Source organism: Mycobacterium gallinarum, assembly GCF_010726765.1.
In the GTDB taxonomy this organism is placed as follows: Bacteria; Actinomycetota; Actinomycetes; order Mycobacteriales; family Mycobacteriaceae; genus Mycobacterium; species Mycobacterium gallinarum.
Genome location: NZ_AP022601.1, coordinates 3,428,799 through 3,447,784, shown reverse-complemented (window position 1 = coordinate 3,447,784; position 18,986 = coordinate 3,428,799). Strand labels below are relative to the sequence as shown.

The following is an 18,986-nucleotide window of genomic DNA, read 5'->3' as shown; positions in this document are numbered from 1 at the left end:
GATCAACCGCCGCGGTGGGTTTGCGCGCCCGATTCGGCATCAGTCGAGCGTCACTGACCCGCGGGCCGGGGTCAGGGCATGGGTCATGCGCACATCGTGCGGTTCGGCGGGCAGGGCATCGACCAGTTCGTCGTCGCGCACGACGGCGATTCGGTGCGCTGCGGGATCTGCCAGCGGCAGGGCGCGGTCGTAGAACCCCGCGCCGCGACCCAGCCGGACGCCGTTGCGATCGACCGCCAGCGCGGGCACCAGGATCACCGATGCCTGAGCGATCGCGTCGGCCCCCTGCCACGGTGCGGCGGGTTCGCGCAGTCCGAACGGTGCCTCGACGAGCTCTCCGGGGCGGTATTCGCCCCACTGCAGCCCCGCGACATCGCGGCGGGCGACCGGCAGAAGCACCCGCACGCCGCGGCCGTGCAGTGTGTCGACCAGGTCCATGGATCCCGGCTCGGAGCCGACCGGTACGTATGCGCACACGGTTGCGACATCGGTGATGAGTGCAGCCAGATGGCGAGCGAGGGACTGCGCCTCGACGGCGTGCTCGCGCGGCGACACTGCGCGGCGAGCCATCAAGATCGCCGTGCGCAGTTCAGCTTTCGTTCGCACGCACCGCCTCCAAAACCTCGGGACTCGGGAGGTTCAACTGCCGTTAGGACACTAGTGTGTGAACGATGACACGGCCCGAGGTACCGATTCCGCGCACCGCGGTCGTCCCGGCTGCAGGCTTGGGGACACGATTCCTGCCGGCGACGAAGACGGTGCCGAAAGAGTTGTTGCCCGTCGTGGACACGCCGGGCATCGAACTGGTCGCCGCGGAAGCCGCCGAGGCCGGTGCCGAACGGCTCGTCATCGTGACCTCCGAAGGCAAGGACGGGGTGGTGGCCCACTTCGTGCAGGACCTCGTGCTCGAGGGCACGCTGGAGGCGCGCGGTAAGCATTCGATGCTGGCGAAGGTGCGGCGTGCGCCCGGACTCCTCAAGGTGGAGTCCGTGGTTCAGTCCGAACCGCTGGGTCTCGGCCACGCCGTCGGCTGCGTGGAGAGTGTCCTGACGGACGACGACGACGCGATCGCGGTGTTGCTGCCCGACGATCTGGTGCTGCCCACCGGCGTGCTCGAAACGATGTCGAAAGTCCGTGCGAAGCGCGGCGGTTCGGTGCTGTGCGCGTTTGAGGTGCCGCGCGACGAGATCAGCGCCTACGGCGTCTTCGACGTCGAACCCGTCGCCGACACCAACAATCCGAACGTGATGCGCGTGAAGGGCATGTTCGAGAAGCCGAAGGCCGAGGATGCGCCGTCGCCGTATGCCGCCGCCGGCCGTTACGTGCTGGACCGTGCGATCTTCGGTGCGCTCAAGCGGGTTCCCCGTGGCGCCGGCGGCGAGATCCAGCTGACCGATGCGATCGCCCTGCTGATCAACGAGGGACATCCGGTGCACGTCGTCGTGCATCGCGGTTCTCGACACGACCTCGGAAATCCCGGCGGCTACCTCAAGGCTGCGGTTGACTTTGCGTTGGAGCGCGACGACTACGGGCCCGAGCTGCGGCGGTGGTTGGTGGAGCGCTTGGGGCTGATCGATTGCTGACCCGCGGCGATCGCCCTGACACCTAGAAAGGCGTGTTGTGCGGTCGGTTGAGGAGCAGCAGGCCCGAGTAGCCGCGGCCGCGGTGGCCCCGAGACCGGTCAGGGTGGCGATCGCCGAGGCACAGGGTCTGATGTGTGCCGAAGAGGTGGTCACCGAGCGTCCGCTGCCGGGCTTCGATCAAGCCGCCATCGACGGCTACGCGGTCCGAAGCGTCGACGTGCTCGGCGTGGGAACCGGTGACAGCGACGACACCGAAGACGGCGATGACGCCCGGACTGGCTCCGACGGCGAGGTGAGCCTGCCGGTCATCGGTTCGATCGAGGCCGGGGCGCGCACCCCCAGCCGCCTGCAGCCGCGCCAGGCCGCCCGGGTCCAAACGGGTGCGCCGATGCCGACACTCGCCGACGCGGTACTCCCGCTGCGGTGGACCGACGGCGGCGACTCCCGGGTGACCGTGTTGCGGGGTGTCCGCTCCGGCGCCTACGTCCGCAGGACCGGAGACGACGTTCAGCCGGGTGACGTGGCGGTGCGCGCCGGAGCGATCATCGGACCGGCGCAGGTGGGGCTGTTGGCCGCGGTCGGGCGGGACCGCGTTCTCGTGCACCCGAAGCCGCGGCTGTCGGTGCTGTGTGTGGGAGGCGAACTCGTTGACATCTCCCGCACGCCGGGCAATGGGCAGGTCTACGACGTCAACTCCTACGCGCTGGCCGCCGCGGGACGCGACGCGGGCGCAGAGGTGAACCGCGTCGGCATCGTCGACACGGACCCCAAGGCGCTGCGCGATGTCATCGAGGGTCAGATCAACCGGGCCGAGGTGGTGGTGATCGCCGGAGCGGTCGGCGGGGCCGCCGCCGAAGGTGTGCGGGCGGTCCTCGCGGAACTCGGCGAGATGGAAGTCGCGCGTATCGCCATGCATCCGGGCTCGGTGCAGGGCTTCGGTCAGCTCGGACGCGACGGCGTGCCGGTGTTCCTGTTGCCCGCCAACCCCGTCAGTGCGCTTGTCGTTTTCGAGGTCATGGTGCGTCCGCTGATCCGGCTGTCGCTGGGTAAGCGCCAGGCGCATCGGCGGATCGTGCAGGCGCGCACCCTGTCGCCGATCGCCTCGGTGGCCGGTCGCAAGGGTTATCTACGGGGACAGTTGATGCGCGATCAGGACACCGGCGAGTACCTGGTGCAGGCGCTCGGCGGCGTGCCCGGCGCACCGTCGCATCTGCTCGCGACGCTCGCCGAGGCAAACTGTCTGGTCGTCGTTCCCAGTGAGGCCGAACAGATCCGCACGGGCGAGATCGTCGACGTCGCGTTCTTGGCCCAGCGCGGCTGATCGACGCCGGGCAACCCGTCATGAATCTGTGGCGTTCCAGTTCCATACATCCGGGGTGGCCGCAGCCGGCCGGCCCGTTGCGGGTGCCCGCCGGCGTGGTGAGGCTGCGTCCGGTACGGCTACGCGATGGTCCGCAGTGGAGCCGTATCCGGTTGGCCGACCGGGCTCATCTCGAGCCGTGGGAGCCGACCACCGGCCAGGATTGGGAAGTGCGGCACGCCATTACGGCTTGGCCTTCGGTGTGCTCGGGGCTGCGGTCAGAGGCGCGCAAGGGCCGGATGTTGGCGTTTGTGATCGAACTGGACGGGGACTTCGCCGGCCAATTGACCATCGGAAACGTGACGCATGGGGCGCTGCGTTCGGCGTGGATCGGGTACTGGGTGGCCAGCTCGTCGACGGGCGGTGGTGTCGCGACGGCCGCGCTGGCGTTGGGGCTGGACCATTGTTTCAGCGCGGTGCGGTTGCACCGTGTGGAGGCGACGGTGCGCCCCGAGAACGCCGCGAGTCGCGCTGTGCTGGCAAAGGTCGGCTTTCGCGAGGAGGGCCTGCTGCGCCGTTACCTCGAGGTGGACGGCGCATGGCGCGATCATCTGTTGGTGGCGATCACCATCGAGGAGCTCAACGGCTCGGCGGCGTCGACTCTGGTGCGCCAGGGCCACGCGAGCTGGACGTGATGCCTGCGTCGATCTTGCGATGCCGAACCCAGGCCAATCTGTTGCAAAAGTGACACATGTGACTGTTGGTGCTTGTCAGCAGCGAATTACAGGTGTGTAATTGTCTCGGCGCGCCATCCACGGATGCGCAGGTCAGAAGACCTAGCCTTAACGGGGAAAGGAGCCGGCGACATGCCAAGCATCCCCCAATCCCTCCTGTGGATCTCTCTCGTCGTCCTCTGGCTGTTCGTGCTCGTCCCGATGCTGATCAGCAAGCGAGACGCAGTGCGCCGCACCAGCGACGTCGCGCTGGCGACGCGGGTTCTCAACGACAGCCGAGCTCGGCTCCTACGGCGCAAGTCGCCCGCGGCCGGCCATGCCAGCGATCCGGACTGGCGGCCGTCCGAGGAAGACCTCGATGACGACCTCGACGAAGATCGCGACGACGAGGCACAAGAGGCCCCGGCCCGCCGGACGGTCGTGCGGGTTGCCGCCGTCGATGAGAAGGACGAGGATCCCGGCTACCTCGATGTCGACGTGATCGACGAGGACGCCACCGCGCTACCGGTCGGTGAGTCCGCGCGGGCTGAAACCGACGAGCTGACACTGGATTTCGATGGCGTCGCCGAAGAGGAACCCGTTGCCGAAGAGGCCGGCGAACCGCAGGCCGAGCGCGAACCCGAAGCCGGACCCGCATTGGAGGGTACCGACGACGAGTATGAGTACGTCGCCGATTCCGCCGGTCTGGAGTCGCCGTCGGACAACGACCTCGAGCTGGCCGACTCGCTGAGTGCCGCCCGCAAGCGCCGCTACGAATCGAAGACCGGTGCTGCGGTGAGCGCGCGCAAGTACAAGTTCCGCAAGCGGATGCTGACCGTCATGGCGGTGCTGGTGATCGCGGCGGTCGTGACGGCGTACACCGTCTCGCCGATCATGTGGTGGGTCAGCGCCGTCGTCAGCGCGGTGACACTGTTCTACCTGGGCTACCTGCGACGCCAGACGCGGATCGAGGAGAAGTTGCGGCGCCGTCGCGCGCAGCGCATGGCCCGGTCGCGGCTCGGGGTGGAGAACACCGACGACAGAGAGTTCGACGTGGTGCCGTCACGACTGCGGCGGCCGGGTTCGGTGGTGCTGGAGATCGACGACGAGGACCCGATCTTCGAGCACCTCGACTACGCCCCGTTCGCACGTCACTACGACCTTCCGCGCGCCGCAGGCCAGTAGCCCTGCGGTTTTCGACCCGCGGGCTGCGACTGGTAGCGTGTGCTACCGGTATCAGGGGCTATGGCGCAGTTGGTAGCGCGTCTCGTTCGCATCGAGAAGGTCAGGGGTTCGAATCCCCTTAGCTCCACAACGATTGATCAGCAGCTGCCTCACGCAGCCGATTTCTCCAAGATGTGGACGCCGCAGGCCGAACCCAGTCCGATCACGTGGGCCAGGCCGACCTTCGCATTCGCGATCTGCCGGTCGCCGGCCTCGCCACGCAGATGGTGGCAGATCTCCCAGACGTTGGCGATGCCCGTCGCGGCAATGGGATGGCCCTTCGACTCCAGCCCGCCCGACACATTCACCGGGGTCGAGCCGTCGCGCCAGGTGGCGCCGGAATTGAAGAAGTCAGCGGCCCCGCCCTCTTCGCACAGCATCAGGTTGTCGTAGTGCACCAGCTCCGCGGTGGCGAAGCAGTCGTGTAGCTCGACCAGATCGAGATCCTTCGGCCCGACGCCGGCCTGCTCGTAGGCGATGGCAGCGGCCTTGCGCGTCAACGTGTTGACGTTGGGCAGCACCTGGCAGCCCTCCTCATAGGGGTCGGTGGTCAGCACCGAGGCCGACACCTTCACCGCTCGGCGCCGCTGTTCGAGCGACAGCGAAGCCAGCGTCTCGCCGTTGCACACGACCGCGGCAGCGGCGCCGTCACAGTTGGCCGAGCACATCGGACGGGTGTTGGGGTACGCGATCATGACGTCGTTCATGATCTGTTCCAGCGTGAACCTCTTCTGGTAGGACGCAAGCGGATTCAGCGTCGAGTGCGCGTGATTCTTCTCGCTGATCTTGGCAAACAACTCGAAGCTGGTGCCGCCGTACTTGTGGCCGTACTCCATGCCGATCTGCGCGAACACGCCAGGCATGGTCTCGGTGCCGATCCGGCCGTCGATCGGCGCGACCGCGCCGTACCGGCCGGCCGGAGTCCAGGTGTCGGCGTCCTTTTTCTTCGAGCCGCCACCGCCGAGCAGTCCTGCGCCGGAGAGCTTTTCGACGCCGACGGCCAGACCGTAATCGACTTCGCCGGCCTTCACCGCCATGATGGCGGTCCGCAACGCCGTCGCACCGGTCGCGCATGCGTTGGCGACGTTGTAGACGGGGATGCCGGTCTGACCGATCTGCTTCTGAAGTTGTTGTCCGATACCGGCACTGGCGTTCATCAGGTTGCCGGCCGCGATCACCCCGATATCCGCCATCGTGACCCCTGCGTCGGCGAGCGCTCCCGTCGCCGCCTCCGCCGCCAGGTCGACGGTGTCCAGGTCGGGGTGCTTGCCGAACTTGGTCATCTGAATGCCGACGATCCACACCTCGTCGCTTGCGCTCATGGTTGAAACTCCTTCGCCAGATGGGGTCGGGTCAGTCGACGGGCTCGAAGCCGAAGCCGATGGCCTCGGTGCCCTGGGAATCGGTGCCGATCGAATGGGTGGCCAGGCGCACCTTCATGCCGTCGCGGACGTGCTCGGCGTCGGGCTCGACGTTGATGAGGTTGGCGCGAACCTGCGTCCCCCCGCAATCGACGACCGCAGCGACGAAGGGCACGGGAATGCCCGGTGCGGCAAAAGCGACGATCGTGAATGCCCGCACCACGCCCTCGGTCGGGATCGGCACCGTCGTGAAGTCGGTGGCGAAACAGCCGGCGCACGCGTTGCGCCGGTCGAAGAACCGGGCCCCGCAGTTCGCGCATTGCTGCGCGACCAGATGCGCTTCGTCGCCGTCCAGCACCAGGTAGTCGACCAAAGGAATTTGTCCGGCCACGCGCACCTCCATCGTCGGTGGCATCGACGTTAGTACTCATGCGCCGGACGCAGATATTGGGATCGGTAGGCAACGTGGCGCGGTTTACTGGCCACATGCACAAAGCCCTTATCGCAGTGTGTGCGACGGCCACGTTTGCCTCCGTCGGCATGAACGTCGCAGCCGTGCTGGCGCCTGCGGCGAACGCAATACCGTTCTGTTCACCGTCGAATGCGAATACTCCGCCGTGTGCGCCGCCCGAGGGGCCGCCGGGCACCTGCGACGCGAACGGCGTCTGCGGTCAGCTGTGGTGTCCGGGCTCGGGTATGGAGCCGATACCGAACTGGGATATGAACGTCTGTCACACCTTCTACTTCGACCCCGCGGCGCCGCTGACCGAGCCGGTGATCATCCAGGGGCAACCGCCCGGCCCGCCGGCGCCACCGCCTCCGCCGTGCATACCGTTCATCAACTGCTTGCCCGGCCTGACATATCCTTAGCGGCTGCCGAGGGCACTCGCACCCGCTAGTAGGTTCGTTCATGGTGAACGATCTGCGGGGGTGTGTGTGACGGGAACCTTCTTGTGGGACCTGATCATCGGCGTTGCCGTCGCACTTGTGCTGTCCTGGCTTGCTCTGGTGATCGCACTGATCGTGGTGCGGCCCCGCGCAGGGCTGCTGCGCGAGGCGATTCGCATCCTGCCCGACGTGCTTCGCCTCATCCGCCGGCTCGCCGCGGACAGGTCGCTACCCCGTGGCGTCAGGATCCGACTCGCATTGCTGTTGGCCTACTTGGCGATGCCGTTCGACTTGATTCCCGACTTCGTCCCCGTGCTCGGCTACGCGGACGACGCCATCATCGTCACAGCGGTCCTGCGCAGTGTCGTGCGTCGAGCCGGAATGGATGCGGTCCGGGCCCACTGGCCTGGCAGCGACGACGGCTTCGCCGCGCTCAGTCGTCTCACCGGTTTGAGCGGATCGACCCGCTCAGAGTGCGCGTAGGCCGCGCAGCGTCCTCGTCAACAGTTCGCGGCGTTCCTCGATCGTCATCGAGTCGGCGGGGGTGGCGTTCACCCGCAGATGGCCCTGTGTCACCAGATCGCCGACCAGGAACCGCGTCGCACCGAGCGGTAACGAGAGCGCAGCGGCGATCTCGGCGATGGAGCGGCTGTGCGCGCAGTACGTCAGGATCTGGCCTCGCACATCGTTTTTCGGCCAGCGCGGCGGCGTGGCCGTGACGGCCGCTTGGACCGGAGCCTCCAGGGGCAGCTCGACATCGGCATCGGTGCGGCCGGCCGTCAGCGCGTACGGCCGGACCAGACTCGGCTCGCGCGCGGCGGCCTCCGGTTCGATGAAGAGATCGCCGAGCGGTCTGGCTTCCGGCGGCGGCTGTTGTGGTGCGGTGTGCGTGCCTCTGGTATGCGGCAGGTGGAGGTTCTGCAAGAACCACAAGGCCTGGTCGGCGTGCACCGATGCGCGCAGCTCGGTGGAGACGACCTTGAGCACGGTGCGGTCGGTGCCGATGACGAACGTCGTCCGCCTGACCGGCAGCAGCCGGGCCATCAGGCCCCGGCGCCGAGTGTGCCTGCCGCGTCGGGGAGACGCCTCGCGTGTCGCCAGGGACTTCTGCAACTTGACGAGCCTGCCCCGGCGCACCCCGAACATTTCGGACACCACGCCGTCCACGTCGGACAGCAGCGGATAGTCGAACGAGCGCTGCTGGGCGAAGTGGGCCTGCTTGTCGACGGTGTCGGTGCTGATACCCACTCGACGGGCACCCACCGCGGCGAACTCGTTGCTCAGGTCGCGAAAATGACACGCCTGGGCCGTACACATCGGCGAGGACGCCAAGGGATAGAAGAACAGCACGACCGGCCCTTCGGAAAGGAGCCCGGACAGCGTCCGTGGTCGGCCAGTGTGATCCAGCAGCGTGAAGTCAGGCGCGCTGTCACCTGCGATCATCGGCAAAGACTAGCGCGGTGACACACCGTGCAATGCACGTCTGAAGCATTTCGGTGGTCGCGGCAGCTGGCAGATTCGCCAACCCCGACCGGTCGGTAGATTGCACGCATGGGCGAAGACAGAGTGCTGGTGCGGACGGCGGCCGAGGGTGTGGCCACGGTGACGATGGTGCGCGCGGACAAGCACAATGCGCTCGACCAAGCCATGTTCAATGCCTTGATCCGGGCGGCCGAGCAGGTGGCGGCCGACCCGTCCATTCGTGCGGTGGTCCTGCACGGCGACGGCAAGAGCTTCTGCTCGGGCCTGGACGTCGCCAGCTTCATGTCGGGGGGCGGCAACGGCACGGGCGGTCTACTGGCGCGCGATGCCGATCGGGTGGCCAACGTCGCCCAGCGCGTCACCTACGACTGGTCGCTGGTCCCGGCGCCGGTCATTGCCGCGATCCACGGCAACTGCTTCGGCGGTGGCCTACAGATCGCGCTCGGCGCCGACATCCGGATCGCCGCGCCGGACGCAAAGCTGTCGATCATGGAGATCAAGTGGGGCCTGGTGCCCGACATGGGGATCACGCAGACGCTGCCGAGGCTGCTGCCCATCGATGTCGCCAAGGAACTGACCTTCACCGGCCGCGTCCTGGTTGGTTCCGATGCCGCCGCACTCGGATTGGTCACCAGGACCGCCGACGATCCGCTGGCCGCCGCGCTGGCGCTCGCCGACGAGATTGCGCAGAAGTCTCCCGATGCGGTGCGCGCGGCGAAGAGGCTTTACAACGAGACGTGGGTCAGCAACGACGCGGCAACGGCACTGGGGCGCGAATCCGAGCTGCAGTCCGACCTCATCGGCAAGCCCAATCAGATCGCCGCGGTGATGGCGGGCATGTCAGGGGAGCGGCCGGTTTTCGCCGACCCCGCCTAGCGCGAGTGACACGAACGCCGTACATGAATGCCCGACCGCGGTCATGGCGCGACTAGAGGACGACGAACCAGACTGCGGCATAATGGCTTACGGCTGCGGCCGCAGTGAACGCGTGAAAGAACTCGTGATAGCCGAACGTGTGGGGCCACGGGTTCGGCCAACGAATGGCGTAGAGGATGGCTCCCACGTTGTAGAGGACTCCACCGAGGACGAGCAGGCCGACGACGATCGGACCACCACCGTCGAGCAGGCTGCCTGCGAACCAGATTGCGACCCAGCCGAGCAGAAGGTAAAGCGGCACTCCCACCCACCGCGGTGCCGATGGCCACCACATCTTGAGTGCCACGCCGCCGGCGGCGCCGGTCCACACGATGGTCAGCACGAGGTTGCCGGTGCTCGGCGGCATCGCCAAGAGCGCGAACGGCGTATAGCTACCGGCGATGAAGATGAAGATCGCCGAATGGTCGAGCCGCTTCATCCATTTGAGAGCTGCCGGGTTGTGCCAGTGATTGCGGTGATAAACGGCGCTGATGCTGAACATCGCGACGACGGTGACGGTGTAGATCAGCGTCGCGAGAATCGCTCTCGGCGATGACTCGATGACCGCTGCGGACACCAGCGCCAAGCCGCCCGCAGTGGCGGTGATCGCGGAGCACAGATGGATCCAGCCGCGGGCGCGTGGCCGTCCGATGAGGTCTGCGACCGTGTCGGCCAGGCCCTGGGGAAGGTCGTCAACGACCGGAGCGCGCGGCCCGCTGATCTCGGCAGATGCCAACGAATCTCTTCGGCCGCGCGTCAGGTGGTGTTCATCGTCGATTAGGGCGTCCAACGCCTCTCCCAGGGTTGCCGAGCCGGATGGCTGGCCATCGCGGAGTGCGACGACGCGGGTCGAGCCTACCCATGACGATTTCCCGCCGTCAGCGCGTCCCACCGAGTGCAGCGCGTAGGAGGTCCAGCGATGCGAAGTCCCGGACCGCTTCCACCGCCCGGCCGAGTCCTGCCCGCGTCGTCGCTTCGCCCTGTAGGCGCCGGCCGAACGCCGCCGTGACGCCAGCCGCGATGTACCCGGTGAAGGCGAACAGTCGATACGAGTCCCATGCGTCCTCGAAACTGAGCCGCATGGTGCCGTCGGCGTTCAGCGTGTCGACGTAGGTGCGCACGAGTTCGGTGTCGATGGCGCGCCGGATGTCGGAGTCGACGGACGTGGCGGCGAAATACGCCAGGTCTTTGATCGCCGGTCCGCACGAGCTGACCTGCCAGTCGAACAGGACGGGCCGGTCGCCGACGAAGCAGATGTTGCCCAGATGGGTGTCACCGTGCAGGAGCGAGTTCGGGTAGGTGCGCATCAGGGCCGCGATTTCCCAACGGCGCTTGATGAGCATCCTCGCCTCGTCGCGGAACTGCGGCGGCACGATGTCGTCGAAGTCCTTGGGGATCGTGTGCAGCAGATGCCACGAGTGCGGACCGAGCCGGGTGTTGCGCGATCGGGTCGGACCGAGAAACGCGAGGTCACCATCGAAACGTGATGACTGCCAGAACTTTTGATGCACGATCGCGAGCGCGCCGGCAACGGCGAGCGCCTGCTGGGCGCTGGCCCCGGTCGCCAGCGGCGTGAAAACCGCGCCGCGCACAGCGAGATCCTCCAGGATCACCACGGCGCGGCCCCGGCCGTTGGATGCCGCGCCGTACAGGGCGGGGATCACCTCGGACAGGTCGGCGTGCAGTCGTCGGTATACCTCGGCTTCGTTGTGCGCCAGCGCCATGAACCGGTTGAAGAGGCGCTCGGCGGGCCGGGTGGGGGCCAGTTTGACGAACGCCGTGCTCGGCAGTTGCGCATCGCCGGTGATATCCAGTCGCGCCCGCGTGGCCGTCCCATGGTCGACATCGTGGACGCGCACGGCGGTCACATCGTCGCGCGCCGTCAGCGCCCGGAACATCGTCACATCGATGTCGGCGGGCCGGCGCGGAATCATGTTCTGCTTCACCGTAAGTCGGTGTCCTCGCCGAGTTCTCGGCGCGCTTTCGCCCGGCGCTTGCCTTCGTGCATCGCCGCCACTCTGGCGACGGGAATGGTGCGGCCCTGCTCGATCAGGTCGGCGGGCAGCCGCTGCGGTGCCGGCATCGACTCCTGCCACGATGGCCGGCCGTCGAGCGCGTCGATCGCGGTATGGACGGTGAAGTCGGCGGGGGAGACCGAGTCGAGTTCGGACCACTGGAGCGGAAACGACACCGGCGTGCCGGGGCGCAGCCGCGGGCTGTACGCCGCCGCGACGGTGGCTCCGCCCGCGCGGGTGGCGTCGACGAACACCTTGCCGCCGCGGTCCTCGACGATGAACGCCGTCGTCGCGATGCCCGGATCGAGAGCTTCCGCACGGGCCGCGAGCGCGCGGGTCGCCGCGGCGACGTCGTCGACCGGTGCCGAGTCGTCGATCGGGACGAAGACGTGCACCCCCTTGGCCCCGCTGGTCTTGACCGCGCCGTCGAGACCGGTGTCGGCCAGCGCCTGATGCACCAAATGCGCGACGGCCACCACCTTCGTGAAGTCGTCGTCGGGCGGGTCGAGGTCGAGCACGAGATGTGTTGGGCGATAGATGTTGTCCGCCAGCCCGAGCGTCGGGTGGTACTCCACTGCCCGCTGGTTGGCCAGCCATAGCAGGGTGCGCCAGTCGTTGCAGAGCGCGTAGCGCACCTCGCGGTGTGAGGCCTCCGCCCACATCGGCACCGTCCGCACCCAGTCGGGGGTGTACTTGGGCACGTTCTTCTGCATGAACGGTTCGCGCCCGCGTAGGACCCGCAAAACGGTCAGCGGTCGATCGACGAGTCCCGGCAGCATCCGACCGGCGACCGCCGCCAGATAGTCGACGAGGTCGCGTTTGGTGGCCCCGGCATCGGGGGTCAGCGGTTCGTCGAGATTGGAAAGGTCGACGCCGTCGCGATGCTCCTTCGCGGCCACGTCACCCGGCGGCGGTCGTCGAGAGTCCGCCGTCGACCGGGATCACCGCTCCGGTGAGGTAGGCCCCGGCACGGCTGGCGAGAAACACCGCGATGCCCGCCATGTCGTCGTCGCGTCCGATCCGGCGCAGCGGCGCCGACGCCGCGATCGAGTCGCCGAACGACTCGAGCGTCGCGGCCATCATCTTGGACGGGAAGGGCCCGGGAGCGACGGCATTGACGGTGATGTGCTGCGGTCCCAGTTCATACGCCAGCATGCGCGTCAGATTGTGTAGCGCCGCCTTGCTGCTGACATACGAATACACCGGGAGCCGGCTCGGGCGAATGCCGTCGATGCTGCCGACGTTGATGATCCGAGCGGGATCTTCTGCCGTCCCGGCTTCGCGAAGCGCTGGGGCCAGCGCCTGCACCATCCAGAACGGCGACTTGACGTTGAGATCGAGAACTTTGTCCCACGCCGAATCGGGGAAGCTCTCCAACGGCTCACCCCACGTCGCGCCCGCGTTGTTGACCAGGATGTCCAGCTGCTCGCCGCCCGCGGTGACCTGTTCGGCCAGCCGCAGGCATTCCTCGTGCCGGGACAGGTCGGCCGGGATCGCCTGGACGTCGCCGAGGCCCGACAGCTGTTCGCGGGCCGCTTCGCAGGCGTCGGCCTTGCGCGAGCTGATCACCACGCGGGCGCCGGCCTGCACGAGGCCGCGGGCCATCATCAGGCCGATGCCTCGCGATCCGCCCGTGACCAGGGCGCGCTTTCCGCTCAGATCGAAGAGCTGGGTATGAGTGCTGAACTGATCATTGCTCATCTTCGAATAGTGCCCTATCGGCTTCGGCATCCGACACAGCGTCACCGCGGCGTTGTCGCGCAAGCGTTGTCGGCGCTCCTTGCTCGTCGAGTCGAGCACCCCGTAGCCTCGTGAGGTGGCCGGCCCGACCGTCGTCCGAGCCGACGAACTCGTCGAACTAGAAGTTTTCGCCGGCTGTTCGACCGCAGCTCTGGCGCCGCTCGCGGCGCAGTTGCAGCCGCTGAATGCGACGCCCGGACAAGTGCTCATGCAACAGGGCGAGCTCGCGGTGTCGTTTTTGCTGATCGGATCCGGCCGCGCCGAGGTCACCCATGCCGGCGAGGACGGGCACGACACCGTGGCCGAACTTCAGCCCGGCCTCATCGTCGGCGAGATCGCGTTGCTGCGCGACACGCCGCGCAGTGCCACCGTGGTGGCGCTCGATCAACTTTCGGGATGGGTCGGTGATCGAGAAGCGTTCGCGACCATGCTCGAGATCCCGGGCATGGTCGAGAAGCTGGTACGTACGGCGCGGCAGCGGCTCGCCGCGTTCATCACCCCGATCCCGGTGAAACTGCGCGACGGGTCCGTCTTCTACCTGCGCCCGGTCCTGCCGGGAGACAGCGAACGCACGACGAACGGTCCGGTCGAGTTCTCGAGCGAGACGCTGTACCGGCGGTTCCAGTCGCCGCGCACCCCTACGAAGTCCTTGATGACATACCTGTTCGAGGTCGACTATGTGCACCACTTCGTCTGGGTGATGACCGAGGGCGCCGAGGGGCCCGTGGTGGCCGACGCGCGATTCGTGCGTGACGAGGACGACCTGGCGGTCGCGGAGGTGGCGTTCATCGTCGGCGACGACTACCAGGGCCGCGGCATCGGTACGTTCCTGATGGACGCGCTCGTCGTCACCGCGGATTACGTTGGTGTCGAACGCTTTACCGCACGGGTGCTCAGCGACAACCACGCCATGCGGGCGATCCTGGACCGCTACGGCGCCAGCTGGCAGCGCGACGACCTCGGGGTCGTCATCACCGTCGTCGACGTCCCGAACCCAGGCTCGCTACGGCTGCCTGCGTCGCTCGTCAAGAAAATCCGGGGCGTGACGTCGCAGGTGATCAAGGCGGTCGGGTGAGGTGAAACCCGCGCTCAATAAGGACACCCGTCTGTGTATCTCGCTGGCGGCGCGCCCGAGCAACATCGGGACCAGATTCCACAACTACCTGTACGACCTGCTCGGCCTCGACTTCATCTACAAGGCGTTCACGACGACGGACATCGCTGCGGCGATTGGCGGTGTTCGCGCGCTGGGGATCCGCGGGTGCTCGGTATCGATGCCGTTCAAACAGGACGTCATCGAACTCGTCGACGCCGTCGAGCAGTCCGCGGCGTCCATCAACGCTGTGAACACGATCGTCAACGATGACGGGTATCTGACCGCGTCGAACACCGACTACTTGGCTGTGGCGCGGCTCATCGCCGAACACGGCCTGCAGCCGTCGCAGTCGGTGCTGTTCCGGGGCAGCGGCGGAATGGCGAGTGCCGTCTCGGCGGCCTTCCGGGACAACGGCTTTCACCGGGGCACGCTCGTGGCCCGCAACCCCGACACCGGGCGGGCACTGGCTGAGCGGCTCGACTACGAGTACGTGGCCGAAGTGGGCGACCGCACCGCCGACGTCCTCGTCAACATCACGCCGGTGGGATGGCGGGCGCCCCCGAGGTGCACGACCTCGCCTTCGACGCGAAGACCATCGACGCCGCGCACACGGTGTTCGATGTGGTGGCGCTGCCATCCGAGACCCCGTTGATCACCGCGGCGCGCGCCGCGGGCATCGCCGTCATCACCGGAGCCGAAGTGATCGCGCTGCAGGCCGCGGAACAGTTCGAGCGGTACACCGGCGTGCGGCCGACCGCCGAACAAATCGCGGCGGCCTCCGCGGTGTCACGTGCCTAGCGGCTACTTTTGCCGCTGCGACTCGGCGTATTCCTCGGGGTGATGCTTTTTCTGGTACGCGCGCAGCGGCCAGAAGAGCACCCACAGCACCGGGTAAACGGTGACGTAGAAGAGCAGATGCATTGCGGCACCGAGTAATACGGCGAACACCCACGCGGGATAGATGATGATCAGGCAGAACTGGATGAACTGCTTGAGCACCACCGGATAGCCGTCGGCCATGGACCACAACGTCCGTGGGCTCATCGCACCGAGATACTTCTTCGCCGCCGACGGTTTGGTCTCCGTCTCGATGGGCGGCGCTTCGCCCGAGGGGAGCGGCTGTGGTGTGGTCATGTGCCCGGTCTCAGGGAGTGATCTTGGTCTGCTCGTCGATGGTGACGGTGGCGGCCCCCAGGACGCCGATCTGATCCTCGCGACCATCGGCGTTGAGTTGCAGGACGTAGAGACCGTCCTGGCCCGGGATGACGACGGTCTTCTGCGCGATGGCGCGGGTGACGCCGTTTTTCTCGTAGGTGCCGCCAACCTGCATGGCGTCGAAACCGCTGAGCTCGCCGGGGGTTCCGGTGTTCGAGCCCTCGAACCCGGGCAGGTTGTTTATCTCGCCGGGCGCGAACTCGAGGATCTTCGCCGGGTCGACGTTTCCGGTCAGCTTGGAGACCAGCGCCATGATGGACGGCGGATCGCTGGTGAAGGCCGGATCAGTGGAAAGGATTGCGCCGTAAGCCCATTCGGGGGTGCGGGGGCCGGCATCCTCCCAGCCCTCCGGCATGGGCAGGTCAATGGTGGGCGCACCGGGATCCCCGCGCTTGACCGGAGTTTCGGTGATGCCGTTCTCACGGATGTAGTCGACGATCGTCTTGTTTGGTCCCGCGGCCTGGCCCTCGCTGGTGGGCGCGGCCGCTGCGCTGGTCGTCGTGGCCGCTTCGCTGGTAGACGCACTTTCCGTCGCGGACTCGTCGGTCTTGGTGTCCGAGCCACAACCGGCCAGGCTCAATCCGAGTGCGACGGTCGCGATGGCGATGACGCCGGCCCTCACTGTCTTGCTCATTCGCTCTCCTTTCAAAGTCTCGCCGTAGCCTACGGTCGGCCTACCACTAGCGCTATGCCCTGGGCTTGCTCTAGACTCTTGAAAAGTTTGCTGGCCCGCTGTGAATTCCTCAGGCCGGATCCAGATGTGTTCTTTGATCGGCAGCTGTGTTCTGCCGAGGAGGGTTTGGGCATGCGGGGGTTGATTCGTTCGCTGGGCGTGGTGGGTCTGGCGTTGCTGAGCGTTGTCGGGCTGGTAGTGGCATGGACCGCGACGACAGTCGTCCAGCTGACGGCGACCGCGCTCATAATGGGCGGTACCGGTCATCCGCTGAGCTCTCCGCCGGACGATCCGGTGGGTTACGTCAACCCGTATATGAACAATGCGATCGACGGGTTCATCAACCCCGCCTTCGAGTCGACCGGCCCGGTGGGGCCCGGTGATGACCGCTACGCCATTGTCACCCCCGAGCAGTTCTTCCCGGTGTCCGGATCGATGACGTTCGATGCATCCGTGACCGCCGGCCTCGCGAACGTGAGCAGGTGTATCCGTGGGTCGACCGACTGCTCCTACAACCCCGCCGTCCCGGGCGCACCGGCCGGCGCACCCGACGCCACGGACGAATTCGCCGTCTTCGGCTACTCGCAGAGCGCGGTGGTCGCCTCACTGCTCAAGAAGGACATCATCGAGAATCCGGACGGCTATCCCGATCTCGAGCCGGGCGACGTGTCCTTCTTTCTGTTGTCCAATCCGATGCGTCCCAACGGCGGTGTTCTGGCGAGGGGACCCGAGGGCCTGACGATCCCGATCATCGGAATCACCTTCCACGGAGCCACCCCGACCGACAGTTGTGATGCGTCTGGTGAGTGCTACGACACCGCCGATGTGGCAGCGCAATACGACATTCTCGGCGGCGACGCACCGGCGAGCCTGACCAACCTATTGGCCATCGCGAACGCCGTGGCCGGGTACTACTACTTTCACGGTGAGATGCAGAACGCGAGCCTCGAGGACGCCGAATACCAAGGCTCCCACGGTGACACGGATTACTACCTCGTTCGCGCGCAGCGCCTGCCCATCCTGATGCCATTCGAGGCCTTCGTGCCGTCGCCGATCCTCACGCTGCTCGAGGCTCCGTTGAAAGCGGCGATCGAGGCCGGCTATGCGCGCGACGTCAATCCGGGCGTGGCCACCAAGGTGGGGCTGCTTCCGTTCCGGGATCCGGTGCAGGCCATCGTGAACATCGTCAACGCGATCCCGGTGGGTATCGACGACGCGATCGCCGAAGCATCCGGAGACGAAAACAATCGGCCCCTCGGAACCGATCCGGTGACGGGCCCGTTCGGGGTGGGCGGTCCCGAGCTGCCCGATCCGTCATCGGCCGACGGCGAGCAGAACTCGATGGTGTCCTCACGACTGGGTGACGACTCCGGACAGGGCACCGGCGAGGGGAACCTCGGGGAGAACGCTGAGGAGCAGGTCGTCGAGGGAGAGGTCATCGAGGAAGGGGCGCCGGAGGGCCAGGCCGCCGACAACCTCGAGGCGACCACGCCCCGCGTCGGCCCCAAGCCGGTGACCCGAGTCGGCGAGCACATTCGCAGCACTCTGGATTCCATCCGCTTGCCGAAGATCAGAGGCCCGATCAGGTTCGACTCGCAGCGCGACGCCACACCTTCGTCACCCACCACGGCCGGCGACAACGACACCGCCCCCGGCGCGCCGGGTTCCACCCCAGCCGACGCGGCAAGCCCGGCAGCCGCCTGACGGCCGAATCAGACGTCGCAGTTGAGCGAAACGGTGATCGACCGACTGACGACGACGGTGATGAACTCGCGGTCCTTACCCTCGCCGACGGAATACGTCCGGGTGACCTCTTGCGGGTTGCGCACGTTGGTGACGAAGCACTCGCCCAACGGCGCGCTACCCACCCGATCGATCACGACGTTGTATCCGACGGACTCCAACTCGCCGATCGTCTGGTACGCGTTGCCGCCCCTGTTGGGCTCCGCCGCCGCCACGCCCGTGGGGGCGAGGACGACTCCTATCGACGCTATCGTTGCTACTAGACCCCATTTGCGCATGAGGGCCTCCGTTCTTTTGCCTGGTACTTATGCATCGGCGAACGGACACATTTCGTTGCATGGATAGCTGTAAGGGTTCTCTGAGGTATTGGCGCCCGGTGTGGGTCGTGGGTGCGGCGGTGGCTCTCCTCGCGGCGGCCTGTGGCTCGGGCGAGGATCAGCCACCGGACGTGACCATGTCACCCGTCGCAACGCCGCGGATCGACCCGGCCAGGGTCGATCGGGTTCGTCATGATCTGCCCGACGGATATGAGGTCGCCAACCTGACGGGCCAGGTGCGACCGCCGGCGTTGTGGGGGTTCGGCACGCAATGGTCGGCGGAACCGCCGCAGTGCGGTGTGCTCGCGGATCCCGCTGTCGATCCCGCCTCGACGAAAGGGTGGTCAGGGTCGGGAACGGGAGGCATCGTCTACGTCGTCGTGGCGGAGTCGACGGCGGGTCTGGACCCAGGGGCTGCAGCGTCATGCGGGCAGTGGACGCTCTCGGCCGGGCAGGCGAACGGCACAGTCACCATGACCGCCGCGCCGCCGATCGAGAACGCCGAGACCGTCGCGATGGCGACCGTGACAACGACCGTCGTCGAGGGCGGCACCGAAACCCACTCGCACGCCGATACCGTCACCGCCTACCTGGACGGTCACGTGGCGTTCGTCTCCGTGGTGACCGATCCCGGATCGCCGCATCCGCAACTCGACGCGGCTTTCACGAATGAACTGATGGTGAAAACGGCGGCGGCATTGCGGGGTTGACGCTTGTGGCG

At 67.0% G+C, this 18,986-nt stretch carries 21 protein-coding genes, 1 tRNA gene and 2 pseudogenes; 12 read left to right on the top strand and 12 right to left on the bottom strand.

Annotated elements, in window-relative coordinates:
- Nucleotides 1–39: 39 nt before the first annotated feature.
- Nucleotides 40–606, bottom strand: a complete 567-nt coding sequence (locus G6N42_RS16785; protein WP_163730602.1) for a 5-formyltetrahydrofolate cyclo-ligase — start codon at nucleotides 604–606, stop codon at nucleotides 40–42.
- Nucleotides 607–671: 65 nt separating this feature from the next.
- Between G6N42_RS16785 and G6N42_RS16780 the strand changes: the two genes are divergently transcribed.
- From G6N42_RS16780 to G6N42_RS16760, 5 genes are all read left to right on the top strand, one after another.
- A complete protein-coding gene (locus G6N42_RS16780; protein WP_163730601.1) occupies nucleotides 672–1,583 on the top strand; it encodes a UTP--glucose-1-phosphate uridylyltransferase in 912 nt (303 codons plus the stop codon).
- 37 nt (nucleotides 1,584–1,620) lie between these two features.
- On the top strand, nucleotides 1,621–2,904 hold the full coding sequence (glp, locus tag G6N42_RS16775) for a molybdotransferase-like divisome protein Glp (protein WP_163730600.1): 1,284 nt from the start codon (nucleotides 1,621–1,623) through the stop codon (nucleotides 2,902–2,904).
- Between the two features lie 20 nt (nucleotides 2,905–2,924).
- Entirely contained in the window at nucleotides 2,925–3,578 is a 654-nt protein-coding gene (locus tag G6N42_RS16770; protein ID WP_163730599.1) for a GNAT family N-acetyltransferase, read from the top strand.
- A gap of 171 nt (nucleotides 3,579–3,749) precedes the next feature.
- Nucleotides 3,750–4,781 carry a divisome protein SepX/GlpR gene (sepX, locus tag G6N42_RS16765; RefSeq protein WP_163730598.1) on the top strand — a complete coding sequence of 344 codons (1,032 nt, stop codon included), beginning with the start codon at nucleotides 3,750–3,752 and terminating at the stop codon, nucleotides 4,779–4,781.
- Nucleotides 4,782–4,835: 54 nt separating this feature from the next.
- Nucleotides 4,836–4,908: transfer RNA gene (locus G6N42_RS16760), tRNA-Ala, on the top strand.
- A gap of 22 nt (nucleotides 4,909–4,930) precedes the next feature.
- Here G6N42_RS16760 and G6N42_RS16755 read toward each other — a convergent pair.
- Both G6N42_RS16755 and G6N42_RS16750 read right to left on the bottom strand, forming a co-directional pair.
- Nucleotides 4,931–6,142 carry a thiolase family protein gene (locus G6N42_RS16755; RefSeq protein WP_163730597.1) on the bottom strand — a complete coding sequence of 404 codons (1,212 nt, stop codon included), beginning with the start codon at nucleotides 6,140–6,142 and terminating at the stop codon, nucleotides 4,931–4,933.
- A gap of 31 nt (nucleotides 6,143–6,173) precedes the next feature.
- Entirely contained in the window at nucleotides 6,174–6,572 is a 399-nt protein-coding gene (locus tag G6N42_RS16750) for a Zn-ribbon domain-containing OB-fold protein (protein WP_163730596.1), read from the bottom strand.
- 95 nt (nucleotides 6,573–6,667) lie between these two features.
- Between G6N42_RS16750 and G6N42_RS16745 the strand changes: the two genes are divergently transcribed.
- Both G6N42_RS16745 and G6N42_RS16740 read left to right on the top strand, forming a co-directional pair.
- Nucleotides 6,668–7,051, top strand: a complete 384-nt coding sequence (locus G6N42_RS16745; protein WP_163730595.1) for a hypothetical protein — start codon at nucleotides 6,668–6,670, stop codon at nucleotides 7,049–7,051.
- A 66-nt stretch (nucleotides 7,052–7,117) separates the two neighbouring features.
- On the top strand, nucleotides 7,118–7,552 hold the full coding sequence (locus G6N42_RS16740) for a YkvA family protein (protein ID WP_163730594.1): 435 nt from the start codon (nucleotides 7,118–7,120) through the stop codon (nucleotides 7,550–7,552).
- Here the strand turns inward: G6N42_RS16740 and G6N42_RS31595 are convergent.
- Nucleotides 7,538–7,993, bottom strand: coding sequence for a DUF742 domain-containing protein (locus G6N42_RS31595; protein WP_232076603.1), 456 nt, complete (start codon nucleotides 7,991–7,993; stop codon nucleotides 7,538–7,540). The genes G6N42_RS16740 and G6N42_RS31595 overlap by 15 nt on opposite strands.
- Nucleotides 7,988–8,512 (bottom strand): annotated as a pseudogene (locus tag G6N42_RS31590) (peroxiredoxin); the annotation flags it as partial. The pseudogene G6N42_RS31590 and the gene G6N42_RS31595, both read right to left, overlap by 6 nt.
- Nucleotides 8,513–8,620: 108 nt before the next feature.
- Between G6N42_RS31590 and G6N42_RS16730 the strand changes: the two are divergent.
- On the top strand, nucleotides 8,621–9,427 hold the full coding sequence (locus G6N42_RS16730; RefSeq protein ID WP_163730592.1) for a crotonase/enoyl-CoA hydratase family protein: 807 nt from the start codon (nucleotides 8,621–8,623) through the stop codon (nucleotides 9,425–9,427).
- 52 nt (nucleotides 9,428–9,479) lie between these two features.
- Here G6N42_RS16730 and trhA read toward each other — a convergent pair whose 3' ends face one another.
- From trhA to G6N42_RS16710, 4 genes are all read right to left on the bottom strand, one after another.
- A complete protein-coding gene (gene trhA, locus G6N42_RS16725; RefSeq protein ID WP_410506640.1) occupies nucleotides 9,480–10,256 on the bottom strand; it encodes a PAQR family membrane homeostasis protein TrhA in 777 nt (258 codons plus the stop codon).
- Between the two features lie 88 nt (nucleotides 10,257–10,344).
- Nucleotides 10,345–11,412 carry a phosphotransferase gene (locus tag G6N42_RS16720; RefSeq protein ID WP_163730591.1) on the bottom strand — a complete coding sequence of 356 codons (1,068 nt, stop codon included), beginning with the start codon at nucleotides 11,410–11,412 and terminating at the stop codon, nucleotides 10,345–10,347.
- The gene (locus tag G6N42_RS16715; RefSeq protein WP_163730590.1) at nucleotides 11,409–12,380 is read right to left on the bottom strand and encodes a DNA polymerase domain-containing protein; all 972 of its coding nucleotides are present in this window, start codon (nucleotides 12,378–12,380) and stop codon (nucleotides 11,409–11,411) included. Before G6N42_RS16715 ends, G6N42_RS16720 begins: the two co-directional genes overlap by 4 nt.
- A 1-nt stretch (nucleotide 12,381) precedes the next feature.
- Entirely contained in the window at nucleotides 12,382–13,182 is an 801-nt protein-coding gene (locus G6N42_RS16710) for an SDR family oxidoreductase (protein ID WP_163730589.1), read from the bottom strand.
- Nucleotides 13,183–13,297: 115 nt separating this feature from the next.
- On the opposite strand from G6N42_RS16710, the gene pat reads away from it, so the two are divergent.
- On the top strand, nucleotides 13,298–14,296 hold the full coding sequence (gene pat, locus G6N42_RS16705; protein WP_163730588.1) for an acetyltransferase Pat: 999 nt from the start codon (nucleotides 13,298–13,300) through the stop codon (nucleotides 14,294–14,296).
- Between the two features lies 1 nt (nucleotide 14,297).
- Nucleotides 14,298–15,115, top strand: a pseudogene (locus tag G6N42_RS16700) (shikimate 5-dehydrogenase).
- A gap of 3 nt (nucleotides 15,116–15,118) precedes the next feature.
- On the opposite strand, the gene G6N42_RS16695 reads toward G6N42_RS16700, so the two are convergent.
- Together G6N42_RS16695 and lpqN are read right to left on the bottom strand one after the other, a co-directional pair.
- On the bottom strand, nucleotides 15,119–15,451 hold the full coding sequence (locus tag G6N42_RS16695) for a hypothetical protein (protein ID WP_163730587.1): 333 nt from the start codon (nucleotides 15,449–15,451) through the stop codon (nucleotides 15,119–15,121).
- Between the two features lie 10 nt (nucleotides 15,452–15,461).
- Complete coding sequence (gene lpqN / locus G6N42_RS16690) at nucleotides 15,462–16,166, bottom strand: envelope biogenesis lipoprotein LpqN (RefSeq protein WP_163730586.1); 705 nt, start codon at nucleotides 16,164–16,166, stop codon at nucleotides 15,462–15,464.
- Between the two features lie 171 nt (nucleotides 16,167–16,337).
- Here lpqN and G6N42_RS16685 point away from each other — a divergent pair, with 171 nt between their 5' ends.
- Entirely contained in the window at nucleotides 16,338–17,909 is a 1,572-nt protein-coding gene (locus tag G6N42_RS16685; RefSeq protein WP_163730585.1) for a PE-PPE domain-containing protein, read from the top strand.
- Nucleotides 17,910–17,917: 8 nt separating this feature from the next.
- Here the strand turns inward: G6N42_RS16685 and G6N42_RS16680 are convergent, their stop codons facing one another.
- The gene (locus G6N42_RS16680) at nucleotides 17,918–18,226 is read right to left on the bottom strand and encodes a hypothetical protein (RefSeq protein WP_163730584.1); all 309 of its coding nucleotides are present in this window, start codon (nucleotides 18,224–18,226) and stop codon (nucleotides 17,918–17,920) included.
- A 119-nt stretch (nucleotides 18,227–18,345) separates the two neighbouring features.
- Between G6N42_RS16680 and G6N42_RS16675 the strand changes: the two genes are divergently transcribed.
- The gene (locus tag G6N42_RS16675; RefSeq protein WP_232076175.1) at nucleotides 18,346–18,975 is read left to right on the top strand and encodes a DUF5642 family protein; all 630 of its coding nucleotides are present in this window, start codon (nucleotides 18,346–18,348) and stop codon (nucleotides 18,973–18,975) included.
- Nucleotides 18,976–18,986: the final 11 nt, after the last annotated feature.